The organism is Pseudomonas saponiphila (genome assembly GCF_900105185.1).
GTDB classification, from domain to species: Bacteria; Pseudomonadota; Gammaproteobacteria; order Pseudomonadales; family Pseudomonadaceae; genus Aquipseudomonas; species Aquipseudomonas saponiphila.
Genome location: NZ_FNTJ01000001.1, coordinates 3,489,777 through 3,506,211, shown reverse-complemented (window position 1 = coordinate 3,506,211; position 16,435 = coordinate 3,489,777). Strand labels below are relative to the sequence as shown.

The window sequence follows — 16,435 nt, the reverse complement described above, 5'->3', positions numbered from 1 at the left end:
ACTGCGAAACTGCTGGCCCCTTTACTCGCATCGCCCATGCCATGTCCGCAGCCCCCTTCACTTCACCCCATCTGGGCCTGGCCCTCAGGCGCTGGCGCCTGTTGCACCGGGTCAAGCAGCAGCACGCCGCCGAGCTGTTCGGCGTGGCGCAGTCGAGCATCTCCCGTTGGGAGAACGGCCGGCAGGCCATGGAGCCGGCGGAGCGGGCGCGCCTGGAGCAATTGCTGGCGGCCAACCTCAGCGCCGCCGCCGACCAGGCCCTGGCGCGGTTGGTGAACGACAGCCCGCGCGCCGTGCACCTGGTGTGCGACCTGACCCACCGCCTGCTGGCCTGTTCGCCAACCCGCGCCGGGCAGTTCGGCGTGCCCCTGAGCGCGCTGCTGGGCCAGTCGCTGTGGGGTTTTTGCACCGAGGAAATTATGCGCAAGGAAGCCGCCCTGGATGACCTCGGCTGGCGCGAAGTGCTGGCGCCGCCGTCCCTGGAGTTCTTCAGCGGCCACAACGATTCGGCCATCGTGCCCATCGCCCCCAGCCAATGCCGCTGGACCCGCCTCAACCTCTCCGACGGCAATGCCGTGCGGCTGGTGGAAACCCTCTGAAACGGTGGCAAGGCCCGGCCACGGATATTTTATCCGTGGACCGGGCGCCGGCCGCCGACTAGCCTTGCAAGCCCTTGTTCGCTCGCCGCCGAGGCGGGCTTGCGCCATTTTCAGCAGGCAGACCCATGACTCCCGAACTCCTCAGCGGCCGTCTCGACTTTCTCCGTGAAGCGGAAAAACTCAAGGACGTGCTGCGCAGCGCCCACACCTCCAGCGGCCGCCAGGAAAGCACCGCCGAACACAGCTGGCGCCTGTGCCTGATGGCGCTGCTGTTCGAGGACCAACTGGGCGAGCTGGACCTGCTGCGGGTGCTGAAGTTGTGTATTGTCCACGACCTGGGGGAAGCCATTCATGGCGACATTCCGGCGGTGGCCCAGGCCGCCCACCCGGACAAGAGCCAGCAGGAACGCGACGACCTGCAACACCTCGCCCGAGCCCTGGACGCCCCGGCCCGCCAGCGCCTGCTGGAGCTGTGGGACGAATACGAGGGTGCCGCCAGCGCCGAGGCGCAGACGGTCAAGGCACTGGACAAGCTGGAAACCCTGTTGCAACACAACCAGGGCCAGAACCCGGCGGATTTCGACTACGGTTTCAACCTCGGCTACGGTCGTCGCTACACCGATGCCAGCCCTTTGTTCCAGGCCCTGCGTGCGCAGATCGATGCCGACACCCAGCGTCGTCTCGATGCCGCCAGGCGCCCCTGAACCTGCACCCATACCCGGAGCCCCATGAGCCTGATTTTCAGAAGTGAACGCCCCAGCGACATCCCGGCCATCGAGCAACTGACCCGCGAGGCCTTTCTCGACGCCGAGCACACCAGCCATACCGAGCAGTACATCGTTGCCGCCTTGCGCAAAGCCGGCGCCCTGACCCTGTCCCTGGTGGCCGAGGACGATGGGCTGCTGCTGGGCCATGCCTCGATCTCGCCGGTGACCCTGAGCAGCGGCGAGCCCGGCTGGTATGGGCTGGCGCCGGTGTCGGTGCTGCCGGCGCACCAGGGCCGGGGCATTGGCAGCCAGTTGATCCGCCAACTGCTCCAGCAACTGCGGGAGCAGGGCGCGGCGGGCTGCGTGGTGCTTGGCGACCCCGGCTACTACTCGCGCTTTGGCTTCAAGGCCGGGCAGGGGCCGCTGCTGGCAGGCGTGCCGCCCGAGTATTTCCAGGCCCAGGCTTTCCAGGGCTCGTACCCCTGCGGCGAAGTCAGCTTTCACCCGGCCTTCGACGCCCAGGGCTGAGGAACAGGCCTGAGGAATAGACTGGGGCTGTGCCAAAGCAGCAGTGCCAATTGGCCGGGCGCGACACGGGCGCCCTGAGCCAGCGTCCGGCAACGGTCATGTATTTTTTATGGCGAGGTCATGCAGCGAAGCTATTTTTACCTTCGCTTGCCCTTCACTACGCTTTTCACACGCACGCCCAGCCTTGGGCCGCTATCGAGCGGTCGGGCGGGGGCGGCCGAAGGAGTGACCCATGTCCAATGAATCCAAGTGTCCGTTCAAGCACACCGCCGGCGAAGGCACCAGCAACCGTGACTGGTGGCCCGGCCAACTGAACCTGAAGATCCTCCACCAGCACTCGCAGCTGTCCGACCCGATGCCTCAGGACTTTGACTACGCCGCTGAATTCAACAGCCTCGATCTGGCCGCAGTGAAGCGCGACCTGCTGGCCTTGATGACCGATTCCCAACCCTGGTGGCCGGCGGATTTTGGCCACTACGGGCCGCTGTTCATCCGCATGGCCTGGCACAGCGCCGGCACCTACCGCATCGCCGACGGCCGCGGTGGCGCCGGGGGCGGGCAGCAGCGCTTCGCCCCGCTCAACAGCTGGCCGGACAACGTCAGCCTGGACAAGGCGCGGCGGCTGATCTGGCCGATCAAGCAGAAGTACGGGCGCAAGATCTCCTGGGCCGACCTGATCATCCTCACCGGCAACGTCGCCCTGGAGTCCATGGGGTTTAAAACCTTCGGCTTCGGCGGTGGCCGCCAGGACGTCTGGGAGCCGGAAGACAACGTCTACTGGGGCAGTGAAACCACCTGGCTCGGCGACAACCGATACAGCGGCGACCGCGAGCTGGAAAACCCCCTGGGCGCGGTGCAGATGGGCCTGATCTACGTCAACCCGGAAGGCCCCAACGGCAACCCCGACCCCCTGGCCGCGGCCCGCGACATCCGCGAAACCTTCGCCCGCATGGCCATGGACGATGAAGAAACCGTGGCCCTGATCGCCGGTGGCCACACCTTCGGCAAGACCCACGGCGCCGGCCCGGCCAGCCACGTCGGCGCGGAACCGGAAGCCGCCGGCCTGGAAGAGCAGGGCCTGGGCTGGCGCAGCAGCTTCGGCACCGGTGTCGGCGGCGACGCCATCACCAGCGGCCTGGAAGTGACCTGGACCACCACCCCGACCCGCTGGAGCAACGACTTCTTCGACCACCTGTTCGGTTATGAATGGGAACTGACCACCAGCCCCGCCGGTGCCCACCAATGGCGACCCAAGGGCGGCGCGGGGGCCGACAGTGTGCCGGACGCCCACGACCCGAATAAACGCCGCGCCCCGTCGATGCTTACCACCGACCTGTCGCTGCGCTTCGACCCGGCCTACGAGGCGATTTCCCGGCGTTTCCACCAGCACCCCGAGCAACTGGCCGAAGCCTTCTCCCGCGCCTGGTTCAAGCTCACCCACCGCGACATGGGGCCACGCGCCCGTTACCTGGGCCCGGAAGTGCCGGCCGAGGAGCTGATCTGGCAAGACCCGATTCCCGCCGTGAACCACCCACTGATCGACGCCCAGGACATCCAGCAGCTCAAGGCACAGATCCTCGACTCGGGCCTGTCCGTGGCGCAACTGGTGTCCACCGCCTGGGCCTCGGCCTCGACCTTCCGTGGCTCGGACAAGCGCGGCGGCGCCAACGGCGCACGGATTCGCCTGGCCCCGCAAAAAGACTGGGAGGTCAACCAGCCGCAGCAACTGGCCCAGGTGCTGCAGGGCCTGGAAGCCATCCAGAGCGCCTTCAACAGCGCGCAGACGGGTGGCAAACGCGTGTCCCTGGCCGACCTGATCGTCCTCGGCGGCTGCGCGGCGGTGGAGCTGGCGGCGAAAAATGCCGGCTACAGCATCAGCGTGCCCTTCGCCCCGGGACGCATGGACGCCAGCCAGGAACAGACCGACGTCGAATCCTTCGCCGTGCTCGAACCGGTGGCCGACGGCTTCCGTAACTACCTCAAACCGGTCAGCGGCGTGACTGCCGAAGCCCTGCTGATCGACAAGGCGCAACTGCTGACCCTGACCGCCCCGCAACTGACCGTGCTGCTGGGCGGCCTGCGGGTGCTGGGGGCCAATGTCGGGCAATCGCCCCACGGCGTGTTCACCGCACGCCCGGGCACCCTGAGCAACGACTTCTTCGTCAACCTGCTGGACATGGGCACCCAATGGAAACCCCAGTCCGAGGCCCGCGACCTGTATGAGGGCAGCGACCGCGCCACGGGGCAATACCAATGGAGCGGTACCCGGGTGGACCTGCTGCTGGGCTCAAACTCGCAACTGCGGGCCCTGGCCGAGGTGTATGCGGCGGCGGATGCGGGGGAGAAGTTCGTGAAGGACTTTGTCGCCGCCTGGGACAAAGTCATGAACCTGGACCGGTTCGATTTGCGTTGAGAGGGTTGCCAAGCGGGTAAAACCACAACGCCTCCCTAGGGAGGCGTTTTTCATGGCCCGGCTACTGCCCGGCACCCACCCGTTGCACCTCCGGGAACAGCTGGCCCAGGGTGCTGCGGGCCTGGGCCGCATTCAGGTAGGCGTAGAGCAGGTCGGTCAGGGCCTGAAAATCCAGGCGCTGGCCATCGAGCATCGGGTTGAACAGCCACAACCGCACGCGCATGCCTGCCGCCACCGGCCAGGCGTGGGGCGCGGCTAGGGATTTGAAGCACGCCGGCGTCAGGGTCGGCGCACGGCTGCCGGCCATCACCGAGAACACCAGCCCCAGGCTCAGGTGGCGCTGCTCCAGTTCGAAACCATCGAAGCACACCCAGGGCGCGGGTTCGGGCGCATTGGCGAACTGCAGGGTGTCGGCGGTCAGCGCCAGCACCCGCTGGCCATGCCGCCGGCGCAGGGCCTCGGCCGCCGCCAGGCCCATAAGCCCGGCGCCCAGCAGCAGCGCCCCGGGCAGCCAGAACCACAGCTGGGCCGTGCGCAACTGCCAGGCCGCAGGCAAGCTGGCCAGCCAGCCGCCCACCAGCACCAGCAGCAGGGAGAGCAGGGCCAGCATGACTGCTTGCCCAAGGGAGCGTTCGCGAATCTCGCAACAGCGCTGGGGGCCGTCGGCATCGGCCTGCAGTTGCAGCAGCAAGGCTTCTTTTTCGGCGTTATCCACGGCCTTGCAACTCATCCAGCTGCTGTTGTGCATTGGCCGCCTGGCAGTAGGCATCCAGCAGCGCGGCGATGTCATCGATGGCCAGTTTGCGCCCCCCGCTCATCAACCCGGCGGAATGAATGCGAATGTGAGGTTCGGGGCTCTTGAGCGCCATGGCCTGGTTGCCGAACAACTGGCGCACGGGCCTGTGGGTCGGCAGCGAGCTGCCCGGGCGCAGGGTCAACTGCTGCAGGGTTACCAGACCCTCGTCCTTGACGTGGATATCCACCACGTCCGTCAGGTTGACCGGTGCACTCAGGGAATCCACGAACAGCTGGCGCCGGGTCAAGCGCATGAAGGCATGCTGGCCGTCGTGGCGATGCTGCCAGGTAACCAGGGCGAACAAGGCGGTCAGAAACAGCCCGCACAGCAGCATGCCGGTCTTGCCCTGGTGGATACCCCAGGCCAGCATGGCCAGGGAAATCAGGGTGAACAGCGGCCCCAGCACCTGATAACGGCGCGTGTTGGTGAATTCGCTCTGCTCGGGTACACGCTGGATCACCTGCTGGAGCTGGGCGATCACCTGTTCGCGCTGAGCGGCGCGGGACGCATCGGGTTGCAGCGTTGAAGTCATAAACAAGTCCTTGAATGACAGAAAACAAAGAGGCCGAGCGCCCAGGCGCTGGCCAGCCGGCACCAACGTCAGCCGCTGCGCCGGCTCTGACCCCGGGGCTTACCGGGCCTTGAGGTAGTCGGTAAGGAACGCCTGGGCGTCGCCCTGGCTCGACAGGTTCTCGTCATAGCGCACCCGCACCGGCGCGGCCTCACCCGGCAGGTACAGCTCGCCCCAGCCTTCCTGGAGCACCAGCACGACGAATTTCTGCCCATCGACGGTGGTGGCGTAGCGGGTGTCCCTGGCGCTCTTTTCCATGGCCATTTTCTGGATGCGCAGGTTCCAGTCGTGATCCACGTCCGCCACCTGCACCAGCGCCTGGTGCTCACTGCGCTCACCGATGCGCAAGGTCCAGACCTTCACCCCCTGCTGGCCGACATAGGCCGCCAGTTTATCCGCCACCTGGGGCCGCTCATCGGCCTGGACCAGGCCGCTTCCCAGGGCCAGCGCCATGGCCCACACGGCCGTCCATTTGCAATAAAACTGCATGGTTCAAACTCCTGACATCTGAAAAAGCCGCTCATTGAAGTCGGCACCTGCTGCCCTGCCAAGCGCTTTGGCCGCCATTCACAAGAAAGATTCCGCTGCTCACAAGCGCCGCTGCGCAAAGTGTGAGTGAGTTACCATTGGCCGCCGTAGCAACAGACCCCATGGACACGCTTTGCCGATGGAATGCTGGAACCCCTACCTCGATACACAATTCTGCTTTGATCGGCCGGTCGGCCTGGCCCGCGCCGGGGTGTTCGACCCCAGTGCCCGGCGGGTGATGGGCAGCGCCATCGGCCACTACCGCGCGCGCACCGTGCGCCCGCACTTGCAGTACTTCGACTGCAACCTGCAATTTCCCGAGCCGCTGCGCATCCACAAGGTATTGCCCGACAGCCTGTGCATCGTCCAGGTACTGGCCGGGCAATGGCAGCACCGGATCGACGGCCAGCGCCATCACTACACCCCTGGCGCACCCCAGGCCCTGGGCCTGAGCGAGACCATGGAAGCGCTGGACCAGATGCCCGCCGGCAGCCACGCCCGCATGGCCGGCCTGCGCATTGCCGGCAGCTATGTGCGGGAGCTGGCCGAGGAAGACACGACGCTGCAGCCCTTGCTCGGCCTGCTGGACGACGGCATCCGCTTTCGCCAGTTTCAGCGCTGCCGGGCGCTGGGCAGCTTGCTGGAGCGGCTCTACCAGTCGCCGTACCAAGGCGCCCTGCAACGCCTGCACCAGGAAAGCCTGAGCCTGGCGGTGCTGGTGGAACTGGCGGTGCACCTCCAGGGCCAGCGCCCTGCGGCGCCCACGGTGCGCGGGCAACTGGACCTGGCCCACGAAGCCCGCCGCCAGCTCGATGCCCACCTGCTGGACCCGCCAGGCAGCCAGGCACTGGCCCAGCAACTGGGAGTAGGGGAGACCACCCTGCGCCGCGCCTTTGCCCAGGTCTTCGGCCAGTCGATGCTGCAGTATGTGCGTCGCCAGCGCATGGAGTTGGCGCGCACCCTGCTGCGCCAGCGCAAATGGCACGTGGCGCAGATCGCCTACCGACTGGGCTACGCCAACCCGGCCAATTTCAGCCACGCCTACAAGGCCCACTTTGGCCACCCGCCCGGCGCGGAAGGCTAGCGCTGGCGTGCCCCAGCCTCTTGAGGAGCAACATCCCTGAGCCAATTGACAGCGCTGATCGCCCAAGCCCAAGCCCGAGCCGGGCTTTCGGCCCAGCAAAACACGCCCCAGGAACGCTGGGAGGCCATTGCCACCCAGTGCGGCGAGGACAGCGACGAAGACGGCCTGGCCAAGATCGCCGGAATACCCGCCTGGATTCAGGGGCAAGAGACACGCCCAGGCTTGAACCATGTGCTGCAGATCAACAACTCCCGGCTGACCAGGGCCGCTCAAGAGCACAAGGGCATTTTGGTCGGCGGAGCCGGCTACCTGCTATTGAAGCAAGGCATTGATGACGAGGACCTGGTGGCCGGGGCCCTGATCATCCAGAGTTCATAAGAAAGGGGGCGGGCCCTCAGCGTCATGAACCTGGACCGGTTTGGTCTGCGTTGAGAGGGATGCACACCGGGTAAAACGACAACGCCTCCCTAGGGAGGCGTTGTTGCAGAGCGGTCGCGCCCGCCCGACGCTTTACTGCGCCTTGAGGTACTCATTGAGAAACGCCTGGGCATCGCCATAGCTGGACAGGTTGCTGTCATAACCCACCTTCAGCGGCTTGGCCTCACCCGGCAGATGCAGCTCGCCATAGCCTTCCTGAAGCAACAGCGCCACGAACTTCTGCCCGTCCGCCTGAGTGAAGTAACGGGTGTCGCGATCGGTTTGCTCGACGTTCATTTTCTGAATGCGCATGTTCCAGTCGTGGTCGGCGTCTTCCACCTGCACCAGCGCCTGATTGGCGCTGCGCTCACCGATGCGCAGGGTCCAGACCTTGACCCCATGCGGCCCGGTGTAGGCCAGCACCTTGTCCGCCACCTGTGGCCGTTCCTCGGCCTGGGCCAGCCCGGTTCCCAGTACCCACGCCATGACCCATGCGGCCGCCCAGCGGTAATAAAGCTGCATCCTTCTAGCTCCTGAACATGAAAAAGGGCGGTCATTGAAACCGACCCGTGCGGCGCTGCCAAGCACCCAAAACAATACGCGGAGTCAAAATCCCCCGGCGCACACCCCAGGCCGGGCAAAGTGCGAGAGGCTTACCGTCCGCCGTCTTGGCGCCGCGCACGGGCTTGAGCGAGGCACTGGCCCGGATGCCGGTCAAGCTCGAGCCCTCCCAGGGCTGAAAAACCCCATGAGCGGAGGCTGGGCGCTTACGCTGGATCAACCCGCCAGCGACCTGTCGCGAACAGCACACTCTTTGCGCCCTCGGCTAAATGCAGGTCGCAAGCGTGGCAAGGCAAAACGTCGCCGCCGGTAGTCTAGGACCACCACCCGGGAGACTTTCAATGATTCGACGCGCTTGCTTGGCCGCTCTATTGACCATGACCGCCTCAACCGCCTTTGGCGGCCCGGGCTACGATCATCTCTATGCGTTCGGTGACAGCTACTCTGACAATGGCGCGGGTGAAACCTTCACCCGAACCATGGCCGCGCAAAAGGTCAAAGAGGCACAGGAGCTACCCGGTTCGTTGTATTGGCAGGGGCGCTGGAGCAATGGTCCCACCGCGGTCGAGCACTTGGCGCAGGCCTTGAAAATCCCCTTGACCGACTACGCCATTGGCGGCGCCAAAAGCGGCAACGGCAACTACTACGCCTGGATGCAGCCCTCTCGCGACACCGGGGTTTTCGGCCAAATCGCCGATCATTTGAAAGCCGCTAAAACACACAAAGCGGATCCCAATGCGCTCTATTTCATTTTCATCTCCGCCAACGACTTTTTTGAATGGGCCGACTTCTCGCACCCGGAAACGATCGACGTGCTTGGCCAGAACAGCGTGGCAAACATACAGAAGAGCACCGAGGCGCTGATCGCCGCAGGCGCGAAACACCTGATGGTGGTGGGGACCACGGATTTGAGCCATGTGCCGGCTGTGGTGCAGGGCAATCAAGTCAAGAACGCAACGCACTACCAGCAGATACTCGAACAAAAACTGCCCGCCGTGCTGACAGCACTGGCTAACGCCCATCACGTGAGCATTGGCTACTTCGATCACCTGGCCTTCAGCAACACACTTCGCGCGGCCCCCGAGGTGGCGGGCCTGAAGGATCTGGATACCCCGTGCCAAGCCACCTACCCGGACGTCAAACCCGTGTGTGCGGATCCAGATACCCATTACTACTGGGATGAATGGCACCCGACCCGCAAAGTCCACAGCCTGGCCGCCGCGGCGATGCTTGAAACGCTGAAAGCGAGCCGTTGAGGTTCTCTATCCGCCCATAGCCGGCCAGCACTGCCCGGCTATGGGCGCCAAGCAATGTCATGGCCGTTGCCCGGACACCCTTGCCCTTGCCCTTGCCCTTGTCGTTGAGAACCGCACGCTGCGCTCACGGGACGCTTAGCGACATGTGACCTTGTCAGCACCCTGGGGGAGACGCCTACAACGAGTTCTCCAGTGGCATGGCGGACATGGGTTTGGCTCCACTCTTGAGGTCGTTGTTTGGGCTTGAACCCGATACAGTGAACCGCCTCAAAGCGCCTGACGCACACGCTGCGCCTCTGCACATTCCAGCCCGCGATCGCGCCCCGATTCAAAGGCTGCATTTTCAGGATGAATACCCCTATGAGCCAACTCACCGCACTGATCGCCCAAGCCCAAGCCGGGCTGTCGGTCCAGCAAAACATTCCCCAGGAACGCTGGGAGGCCATCGCCACCCAGTGCGGCGCGGCGGAAATCGCCGAGATCAAAACCCGCATCGCCTCACTCAAGGCAGACAGGGAAGCCGTCGAAGACTGGGACGGCGACACCCGCGATGACCTGTATTTCGCCATCGCCGACTTCACCCGACTGCTGGAACTGGCCAGCGCCCACGCACAAGGTGAATGAGCATGTCGGCTGACCGCACAACGGATTATTTCGAGAACAGCGAAGGCGCCGTGCGCCTATGGATAGAGCAGGGCAGTGCCATTCATCTCAAGGCCATCAGCCCGCACAACGACCCGGTGGAACTGACGGCAGAACAGGCCCTGGAACTGGCCCAAGCGCTGCAACACCTGGCCAGCCGCCTGGCGCAGTGAAGGGGAAGCAGGGAAGGGCCGCGCCGGGCATCGGCAGACACCGCCTTGGTACCCAAGCCCACTCACACAAAATCAGCAGGCTCGAAGCGCTCGCCGGTGTCCATGCGCACCACGCGCAGCTTGCGCGTCTGCAGATCGGCTGCGTACAGCGCCTGGGCCGCATAACTGATCAGCAACGTGCGACGGCGCGCACCGCTGGGGTTCAGGCTGGCCCCATGCACCAGATCGGCATCGAACAACAGAATGTCCCCGGCGCTGCCGGCCAACTGCACCACCTGGGATTCATCATCGAAATCAAAGGGCGCCAGCTGCTCCCCGGGGCGATGACTGCCCGGCACAAGACGCGTCGCGCCGTTGTGCGGCCCATAGTCATCCAGATAGACCAGCACCGTGACCCGATCACCCAGACGCTGCGCCGACAAATCCCGATGCAGCCGCTGATAACCGCCCCCCGCCAACGGCTCACGCCCCTCCACCTGTGACAGAAAAAAGCCTTCCCCAATCAACTCGCCCACCCCTGCCAACAGCGCCGGCAAACGACACACCGCCTGCACCCGTGCATCCAGATCCACCAGCGCATGGCGCCAATCGTGGCCCCGAGGCACCGGCCACTGCTCAGGCCCAATCACCCCTGCCTCGAAAGCGGCCCGCAGCTCATCCAGCCAGTCGGCGGGCAGCGCCTGACGCAGCAATTGGTAACCGTTTTGCTGGAGGTGTTCGCGGTCGATCATGAGGGGGCAGATGTCCTTATCCGGGGTGGGGGAGAGCATAACGGCTCGCTAATCCGAGCGACATAACCGGCTACGGTTTAGCGGTTGCCGGACCCTGAGCAGAGCGCCTAGTCTGCGGCGGTCGCTGCAAAATCAGCGACCGGGCCTGAGAACCCGAACAGATGCAGGCACATTTTGAACAGGGAGTTTCAATCATGTCTGCCGGTAATCTGTCCGTAATTTGCTGCTGTTCCATTCACCTTCCTCCGCTCAATAGCCTCTGCTGCCAGACCCTGGTGGGAGGTGCACGATGAGCCATTCAAACTCAATCAAAACCCAAGGTTTTGTCACCTTTGGCCAATGTGCCGATCCTGAACTAACGTTGTTTCGCGTCAATGCTGATGTGCCTTTGCAGCAGGCGTTGGACCACGCTTCGACACTGCTGTACTACGCTAAGAAACTTGCGCTGGATGCCGCTATGGAAGAGCAGGGCGAGCGTTATGCTTGGGCTTCGCACTTCTTGGCGGAGATGGGTAAGGCGGTTATTGATGATGTTTGTTTGGGGTTGGGTGGAAGAGCGGTTGAGGGAGGGGCTCTGAGTTAGGGCAACATCGCATGAGGTAGATAAAAATACCGCTTATCGCTACTAGATAAGCGGTGTCTCTATTGTGCGATTTAGGTATGCGGCCAATCTATCTGGACGACTTGTTAAGATCGATAAACTTCTTTAGATCGGCATAAGGCACATTCGTGCTCCCATGAAGAAACTGACTTTCTACTGCTTGGTAAAACTCCTTTTGATCGGATAAAAACTTTTTCACCTTCGGCCTGATTGATCTTATCAACTGACGATTTGAGTAGCCTGCCTTCGCGACTTCAGCATCAATCATCTGTTTCATGATTTCTTGTTTGTCCTTCGCGCTATAATGATTGCTGTAGAAGCTAGCTATTCGCGTATAAAACCACTCGCCAGCGATGAAATACATAAATTTTGCATCCAAGTATGCAAGGGCTTTGTTGAACTCCCCGGTTAAAATAACCTCTTTGTAGAATGGCAAAAGTGAGTCTTGTGTTGCTCCAGCTTCAATCTTCTGATTTGGAGCAATCATGAAGTGGAATGGACAGGGCGATTTGATATCTACCGATTCGCATAGTTTAAAACTTTCGCAAGAGGCAAGTATCACGGAGACATTGTTGCGTGTGGCTGCGTTTACTGGAGTAATGAGGATTGCCAAGTCTTGCCACGATATATATTCGTTGCTGGCCGCAAGCCATAATCCTTTCTCCCCGTCTCCATGACACTCAAAGTGCAGTGCCGGAAACAATACACTTGCTTTGCACTCGGTTTCTATGGCCTTCAAAACAGCTACAAGCATGTTTCTGTTTTTTATTACATGCCGCGTGCAGTAGTTATGTCGACCGATACTATTTGCGAAGTCAGTAACATCTTCGTGCAGCCGACGCCCCGTCTGACTCTCGCCATCGGTTAGACCGTCCAATATAAATAAATGATTGTTGCGACAAGTCGCAGTATAGGTGAGCTCGGCAGTCATTTGTATTGTTCCGTACGAATTACTTGCTACTGGATGTTTTCAAGAAACACTACGCCCCGTTGTTGAATCTGATCACCTGCACAAAACCGTAACTTACTAATAACTTCAAAAGCTGAGTCGCTTGATGAGTCAATGCGTTGAGCGTGGTAGCGCTTAAAATATTGAGTAGGCTTCTAAAATTATTATTGAGTTTTACGCTTTTTTCTTCCCTTCTTTTTTAATGTCTCTTTCGTGCTTGGATATATAAATTCTAGGGGTGAGTCCATAGTTTCTAACTAACTTGTGCCAGGATTCTACTGCCAGAAGGAATTGAATGGAGTTAACATCAGTTATTTTTTCTACATCCTCTTCAAATACGAACCAAAGGGCTGCGCCATGAAGTTCGCTATCAAACTTTATTGTCTTGTTTTTTATCAGTGTGATGGCATCTCGGGATTGCTCGATATTGTAGATTAGTTATGGTTTTTTCTTTGATATTTTTACCGATATGATTTCTCCGTCGTTATAGATATCGGCAACTTCTACTTGATAGCTTCGTCTTTTTTGTTCGAGTGATTTAATATTTGTTAGGACCCGGTCTAGAGGCTGGTATCCCCGTTCTTTACATACTTTCTGACTAAAATACGCCTCTCGATAATCAATTTTGTCGTCGTTTGGTTTAGCATTTTTTCGTTTCTCTGTTTGCCAAGCAATGAATGCAGATTCAACCAGTGGCTCTTCCAGTTTGATTTCAATACCGTCTAGTGATCGCTTCAGGTAGCTCATGAATGTTTGATTAAAGAGAAACCATTCACCATTCTTTAGGAAATATTGTTGCTCTTCGTATTCGATTGGGCAGTCAAGAATTTCCTTCAGGGTTCGTGTGAATCGGCCCGTATCTTCGCTTTTGAATTGAACAGTAACGTTGTTAATGTCAGTGATGTCGGAGTGGTCGCCCAGGAAGTCCGAGATAGACTGAATGTCGATGGTATTGCCCAAAGCCTTGCGATGATTGCCCTTGTCTACTTTTGCCTTAATTTCATAATCGTAATCATGGAAGCTAAAGCATATGGCTATCCCGTGTACCTGAAATTCTTCGATCAAAACCTGACCGTTTGCATTTTTGAGGTGATCGAGCAATAGTTTGTCAAGTTCACCTGCTGCTTCGGCACCTACTGACTCAAGTTTAGGCAAGTTGATGATTTTTTCACCACGGAAACTTTCATCAATCTGTTGGAAAATTGCGGACAATTCTAAAGGTTGTTTGTCCATATCCATTTGAATGGAGTCGGCAAAAATTATGTTGCGCTCACCCCATATTTCCTTGTTAGCGGCCTTGAGCTTTAAGTGGTCGACCGATTCACCTGCTTCATAGCTATCTGTCTGGAAGTGTTGATAGGAGGACACGTCTTGCCTCTTTGTGCCCGTGAAGTAGCGGCTTTTTTTTAGCAGTATTGAGTTTTCGTCTGCAACGCGTATCGCAAGATCGATCCCGAAATCGAGGTAAATAAATTTGGAGAGATAAAAGTGAGCCTTCCCCAGGCTCACCGCATATATTTGCTCTTCGTTTTTTAGACTTTGGCATAGCAACACACCAAAGTTAAAAGTATTCTTGGGTTCTTTTACATTGTCATTAAAGAATTCTCTGTATGTTTCCCACCACCAAACATCATTTCCTCTAATGTTTTCTGAAAAGTAAAAAGTCTTCGAGTAATTCGAGATGGGAAGGGTCTTCTGCTCTACCAAGCCTACGGACTTAAGCTTTTCCTTTAGTTCTTTTACCTTGTGGTGTTTAATTTTGTAAATATTATAAGTGTTTGGCATGTTGTTTCCATTCGGTGATGGCCTGATCCGAATGAGAAATTGCCATTTGCCAGCATGGAGTGCAATACCTTAATTTTTGAAAGGATATTCATAAATAAAATCAGCGGCTTATAAGTTTTCTGCACACCACCTGCTGCGAGTCGGTGCACCTAGTGCGGCAACTCTGCCAGCGAGACGATGCGCGGACATGCCGGATATGAAACTGGCTAACATCTCTGCGTATAAATAAAAGTGAAGCTGAGCGTGTAGCTTGGTCAGTTAAATTTCAAGTGGAGCTTCGTGGACGTGTGGGAATTGAAGTTTGCGTTGAGACAACGCAACGCTGACCATGCTTTAGGCCCAAAGCTGCCTCTGAGGGAGGACTGCAAACGGCCACGAGTAGTTATCTAAGATTTTTACGAAATTAGAGCCTATTCACTACTGATTTGGGAGCCCTTGCAGACCGCGTTTTTCAACGGAGGCTCTCGTCGTTGCGGATCGCTTTGACTCATTCCTTGGGTAGCCTGCTATTACTATCTCGGCCTTCAAGAAATACCTTTGGAGGCTCAAAACTATGCCATTTTTGACGATTTTCAGCAGAAGCGACTTGAAATGAGCTCGTAGTGCCCCCAGACTTTGATCATTATGGGAGAGCACGAATTGAAGTCACAGGATAGTTTAAAAGAAAGCGTTGTGGCACTTGGATTGGACCCATCGCTTTCGATGGATATCGCACCCGAAGTACGCAGAGCCTATGCATATCAAAGTGCGGTCGGAGTCACGCTGATTTGTGAGGCAATAAAAAGAAAAACCTACAAAGAATTTTGGTTTGAATATCATGACGACATACTGGGTGTAAAGTACAATGGGAGATTTGATGTTTTTCAAGTAAAAACTAGGGAGTCCACTAAAAAATGGGTGTTGAGAGACAAGGAGATTGTCAAGGCTATTAAAAAGTTTGGACGCCTGGAGAATAGCCAGGGAAGCGAAATAGATAATTATTTTATATATTCAAATGCATTGCCCTACCTCCCTTCTGAGTTAACTAAAAATAGCTCAAGGCAACAAATTAGCTTGTTGTCGTTGAAAGAAGCAATTACAAACTCAGCTCACGTCCCTTTGGAGTCTAAATATCTTGAAGAGTTGAGCAAGCTATCTGCATCCATAGGTCAATCGACAAAAATCACAACTAGCATAATCTTTAAGTTGGAGTTCATCAAAGGCAGAAGCTTAGAGGATTTTCGAGAAGGGTTAGCAACTGACTTTTTCTCGCTCCCTGATCTACAAAAGCTATCGGTATCCAAACTGCACAACTTAAGCAGCATGATTTTTCAGAAGGTTGAAAAAGCCAGCACTTTAGATTTGCCTGGGGTGGATATTTTTACATCCATTATCTCGAAAGCCGGCGTACCCTCGCGACTGATCGAAAATAAATGCGTCACTGTTTCAGCTGCTAAAGCAATGCTTGATGCAGAACTAAGGTTGGACAGAAAAAAATATCGTCTTAAATCTGGTGGGATTGTAGCGACAATAATAGGATGCACCGCACTGAGCGGTTTGTATTTTTATAAGCCAGAAGCAGAGGCATTGCTGGAAAAGTCAGTCAGGGTAGTTCACTCCGCAAGAAATGCACCGCTCCCTCCTACGTTTCCCGAGTCTATCTCTGCGATACGGGCGGCGAAGCTGCCTCTCGATAGTGTGAATTTAGAGGGGGCAGCTCTCCGATGCCAAGACTTGTCAAAGCTGAATCTAAGCCGAATGAATGGGCAGTGGATCAGAGGTACGGGTGCTAAGTTTATTGAGTCACAGTTATATATGGCCAACTTTACTCAAAGCGAACTAAATGCATCCTCATACGCAAGGGTTACAGCCGATAGTTCAATATTCGACCGATCCAATATGCTTTATACGGATTTCTCTGACTCAATTGTTAGATGGGCAAGCTTTAAGAATACCACGCTAAATGGATCAGACCTCTCACGATCAGATTTTTCACAGTCTGACCTTTCAAATGCTGACCTAACGTTTACAGAGCTTAAAGATGCTAACCCGGATTTCTCATGACCGCATAAACAAAAACGGCTGAAAGCCTTATGATTCTTGTCGCCAAACAAA

The 16,435-nt window shown here is 58.1% G+C and carries 18 protein-coding genes; 11 read left to right on the top strand and 7 right to left on the bottom strand.

What is annotated here, in order from left to right:
* Positions 1-41 precede the first annotated feature (41 nt).
* The 4 genes from BLV47_RS16160 to katG all read left to right on the top strand — a co-directional run bounded on the left by BLV47_RS16160 (position 42) and on the right by katG (position 4,247).
* On the top strand, positions 42-599 hold the full coding sequence (locus tag BLV47_RS16160; protein ID WP_208605272.1) for a helix-turn-helix domain-containing protein: 558 nt from the start codon (positions 42-44) through the stop codon (positions 597-599).
* Between the two features lie 125 nt (positions 600-724).
* Complete coding sequence (locus BLV47_RS16155) at positions 725-1,303, top strand: HD domain-containing protein (protein WP_092315210.1); 579 nt, start codon at positions 725-727, stop codon at positions 1,301-1,303.
* A 24-nt stretch (positions 1,304-1,327) separates the two neighbouring features.
* Positions 1,328-1,834, top strand: coding sequence for a GNAT family N-acetyltransferase (locus tag BLV47_RS16150; protein ID WP_092315208.1), 507 nt, complete (start codon positions 1,328-1,330; stop codon positions 1,832-1,834).
* 232 nt (positions 1,835-2,066) lie between these two features.
* Entirely contained in the window at positions 2,067-4,247 is a 2,181-nt protein-coding gene (gene katG / locus BLV47_RS16145) for a catalase/peroxidase HPI (RefSeq protein WP_092315206.1), read from the top strand.
* Between the two features lie 61 nt (positions 4,248-4,308).
* Here the strand turns inward: katG and BLV47_RS16140 are convergent, their stop codons facing one another.
* The 3 genes from BLV47_RS16140 to BLV47_RS16130 form a co-directional block, all read right to left on the bottom strand.
* The gene (locus tag BLV47_RS16140) at positions 4,309-4,995 is read right to left on the bottom strand and encodes a hypothetical protein (RefSeq protein WP_092315204.1); all 687 of its coding nucleotides are present in this window, start codon (positions 4,993-4,995) and stop codon (positions 4,309-4,311) included.
* The gene (locus BLV47_RS16135; protein WP_092315202.1) at positions 4,955-5,575 is read right to left on the bottom strand and encodes a hypothetical protein; all 621 of its coding nucleotides are present in this window, start codon (positions 5,573-5,575) and stop codon (positions 4,955-4,957) included. Before BLV47_RS16135 ends, BLV47_RS16140 begins: the two co-directional genes overlap by 41 nt.
* A gap of 99 nt (positions 5,576-5,674) precedes the next feature.
* Positions 5,675-6,103, bottom strand: a complete 429-nt coding sequence (locus BLV47_RS16130) for a hypothetical protein (protein ID WP_092315200.1) — start codon at positions 6,101-6,103, stop codon at positions 5,675-5,677.
* A gap of 178 nt (positions 6,104-6,281) precedes the next feature.
* Between BLV47_RS16130 and BLV47_RS16125 the strand changes: the two genes are divergently transcribed.
* On the top strand, positions 6,282-7,226 hold the full coding sequence (locus BLV47_RS16125; protein ID WP_092315198.1) for a helix-turn-helix transcriptional regulator: 945 nt from the start codon (positions 6,282-6,284) through the stop codon (positions 7,224-7,226).
* A 45-nt stretch (positions 7,227-7,271) separates the two neighbouring features.
* Complete coding sequence (locus BLV47_RS16120; RefSeq protein WP_208605271.1) at positions 7,272-7,604, top strand: hypothetical protein; 333 nt, start codon at positions 7,272-7,274, stop codon at positions 7,602-7,604.
* 132 nt (positions 7,605-7,736) lie between these two features.
* Here the strand turns inward: BLV47_RS16120 and BLV47_RS16115 are convergent, their stop codons facing one another.
* Positions 7,737-8,165, bottom strand: a complete 429-nt coding sequence (locus tag BLV47_RS16115; RefSeq protein WP_092315194.1) for a hypothetical protein — start codon at positions 8,163-8,165, stop codon at positions 7,737-7,739.
* A 380-nt stretch (positions 8,166-8,545) separates the two neighbouring features.
* On the opposite strand from BLV47_RS16115, the gene BLV47_RS16110 reads away from it, so the two are divergent.
* The 3 genes from BLV47_RS16110 (at position 8,546) to BLV47_RS16100 (ending at position 10,275) form a co-directional block, all read left to right on the top strand.
* Complete coding sequence (locus BLV47_RS16110; RefSeq protein WP_092315192.1) at positions 8,546-9,460, top strand: SGNH/GDSL hydrolase family protein; 915 nt, start codon at positions 8,546-8,548, stop codon at positions 9,458-9,460.
* 360 nt (positions 9,461-9,820) lie between these two features.
* Entirely contained in the window at positions 9,821-10,084 is a 264-nt protein-coding gene (locus tag BLV47_RS16105) for a hypothetical protein (RefSeq protein WP_072442108.1), read from the top strand.
* Between the two features lie 2 nt (positions 10,085-10,086).
* Positions 10,087-10,275, top strand: a complete 189-nt coding sequence (locus tag BLV47_RS16100; protein ID WP_244168892.1) for a DUF6360 family protein — start codon at positions 10,087-10,089, stop codon at positions 10,273-10,275.
* A gap of 62 nt (positions 10,276-10,337) precedes the next feature.
* Here BLV47_RS16100 and BLV47_RS16095 read toward each other — a convergent pair whose 3' ends face one another.
* Positions 10,338-11,006 (bottom strand): phytanoyl-CoA dioxygenase family protein, encoded by a 669-nt coding sequence (locus tag BLV47_RS16095; protein WP_092315188.1) that lies wholly within the window; start codon positions 11,004-11,006, stop codon positions 10,338-10,340.
* Positions 11,007-11,295: 289 nt separating this feature from the next.
* On the opposite strand from BLV47_RS16095, the gene BLV47_RS16090 reads away from it, so the two are divergent.
* Positions 11,296-11,589 (top strand): DUF3077 domain-containing protein, encoded by a 294-nt coding sequence (locus BLV47_RS16090; protein ID WP_092315186.1) that lies wholly within the window; start codon positions 11,296-11,298, stop codon positions 11,587-11,589.
* Positions 11,590-11,677: 88 nt separating this feature from the next.
* On the opposite strand, the gene BLV47_RS35490 is transcribed toward BLV47_RS16090, so the two are convergent.
* Together BLV47_RS35490 and BLV47_RS16080 are read right to left on the bottom strand one after the other, a co-directional pair.
* Complete coding sequence (locus BLV47_RS35490; protein ID WP_143038278.1) at positions 11,678-12,538, bottom strand: hypothetical protein; 861 nt, start codon at positions 12,536-12,538, stop codon at positions 11,678-11,680.
* Positions 12,539-12,994: 456 nt separating this feature from the next.
* On the bottom strand, positions 12,995-14,341 hold the full coding sequence (locus tag BLV47_RS16080) for a DUF6119 family protein (protein WP_244168891.1): 1,347 nt from the start codon (positions 14,339-14,341) through the stop codon (positions 12,995-12,997).
* 639 nt (positions 14,342-14,980) lie between these two features.
* On the opposite strand from BLV47_RS16080, the gene BLV47_RS16075 reads away from it, so the two are divergent.
* A complete protein-coding gene (locus BLV47_RS16075) occupies positions 14,981-16,384 on the top strand; it encodes a dsDNA nuclease domain-containing protein (RefSeq protein ID WP_167365667.1) in 1,404 nt (467 codons plus the stop codon).
* Positions 16,385-16,435 lie beyond the last annotated feature (51 nt).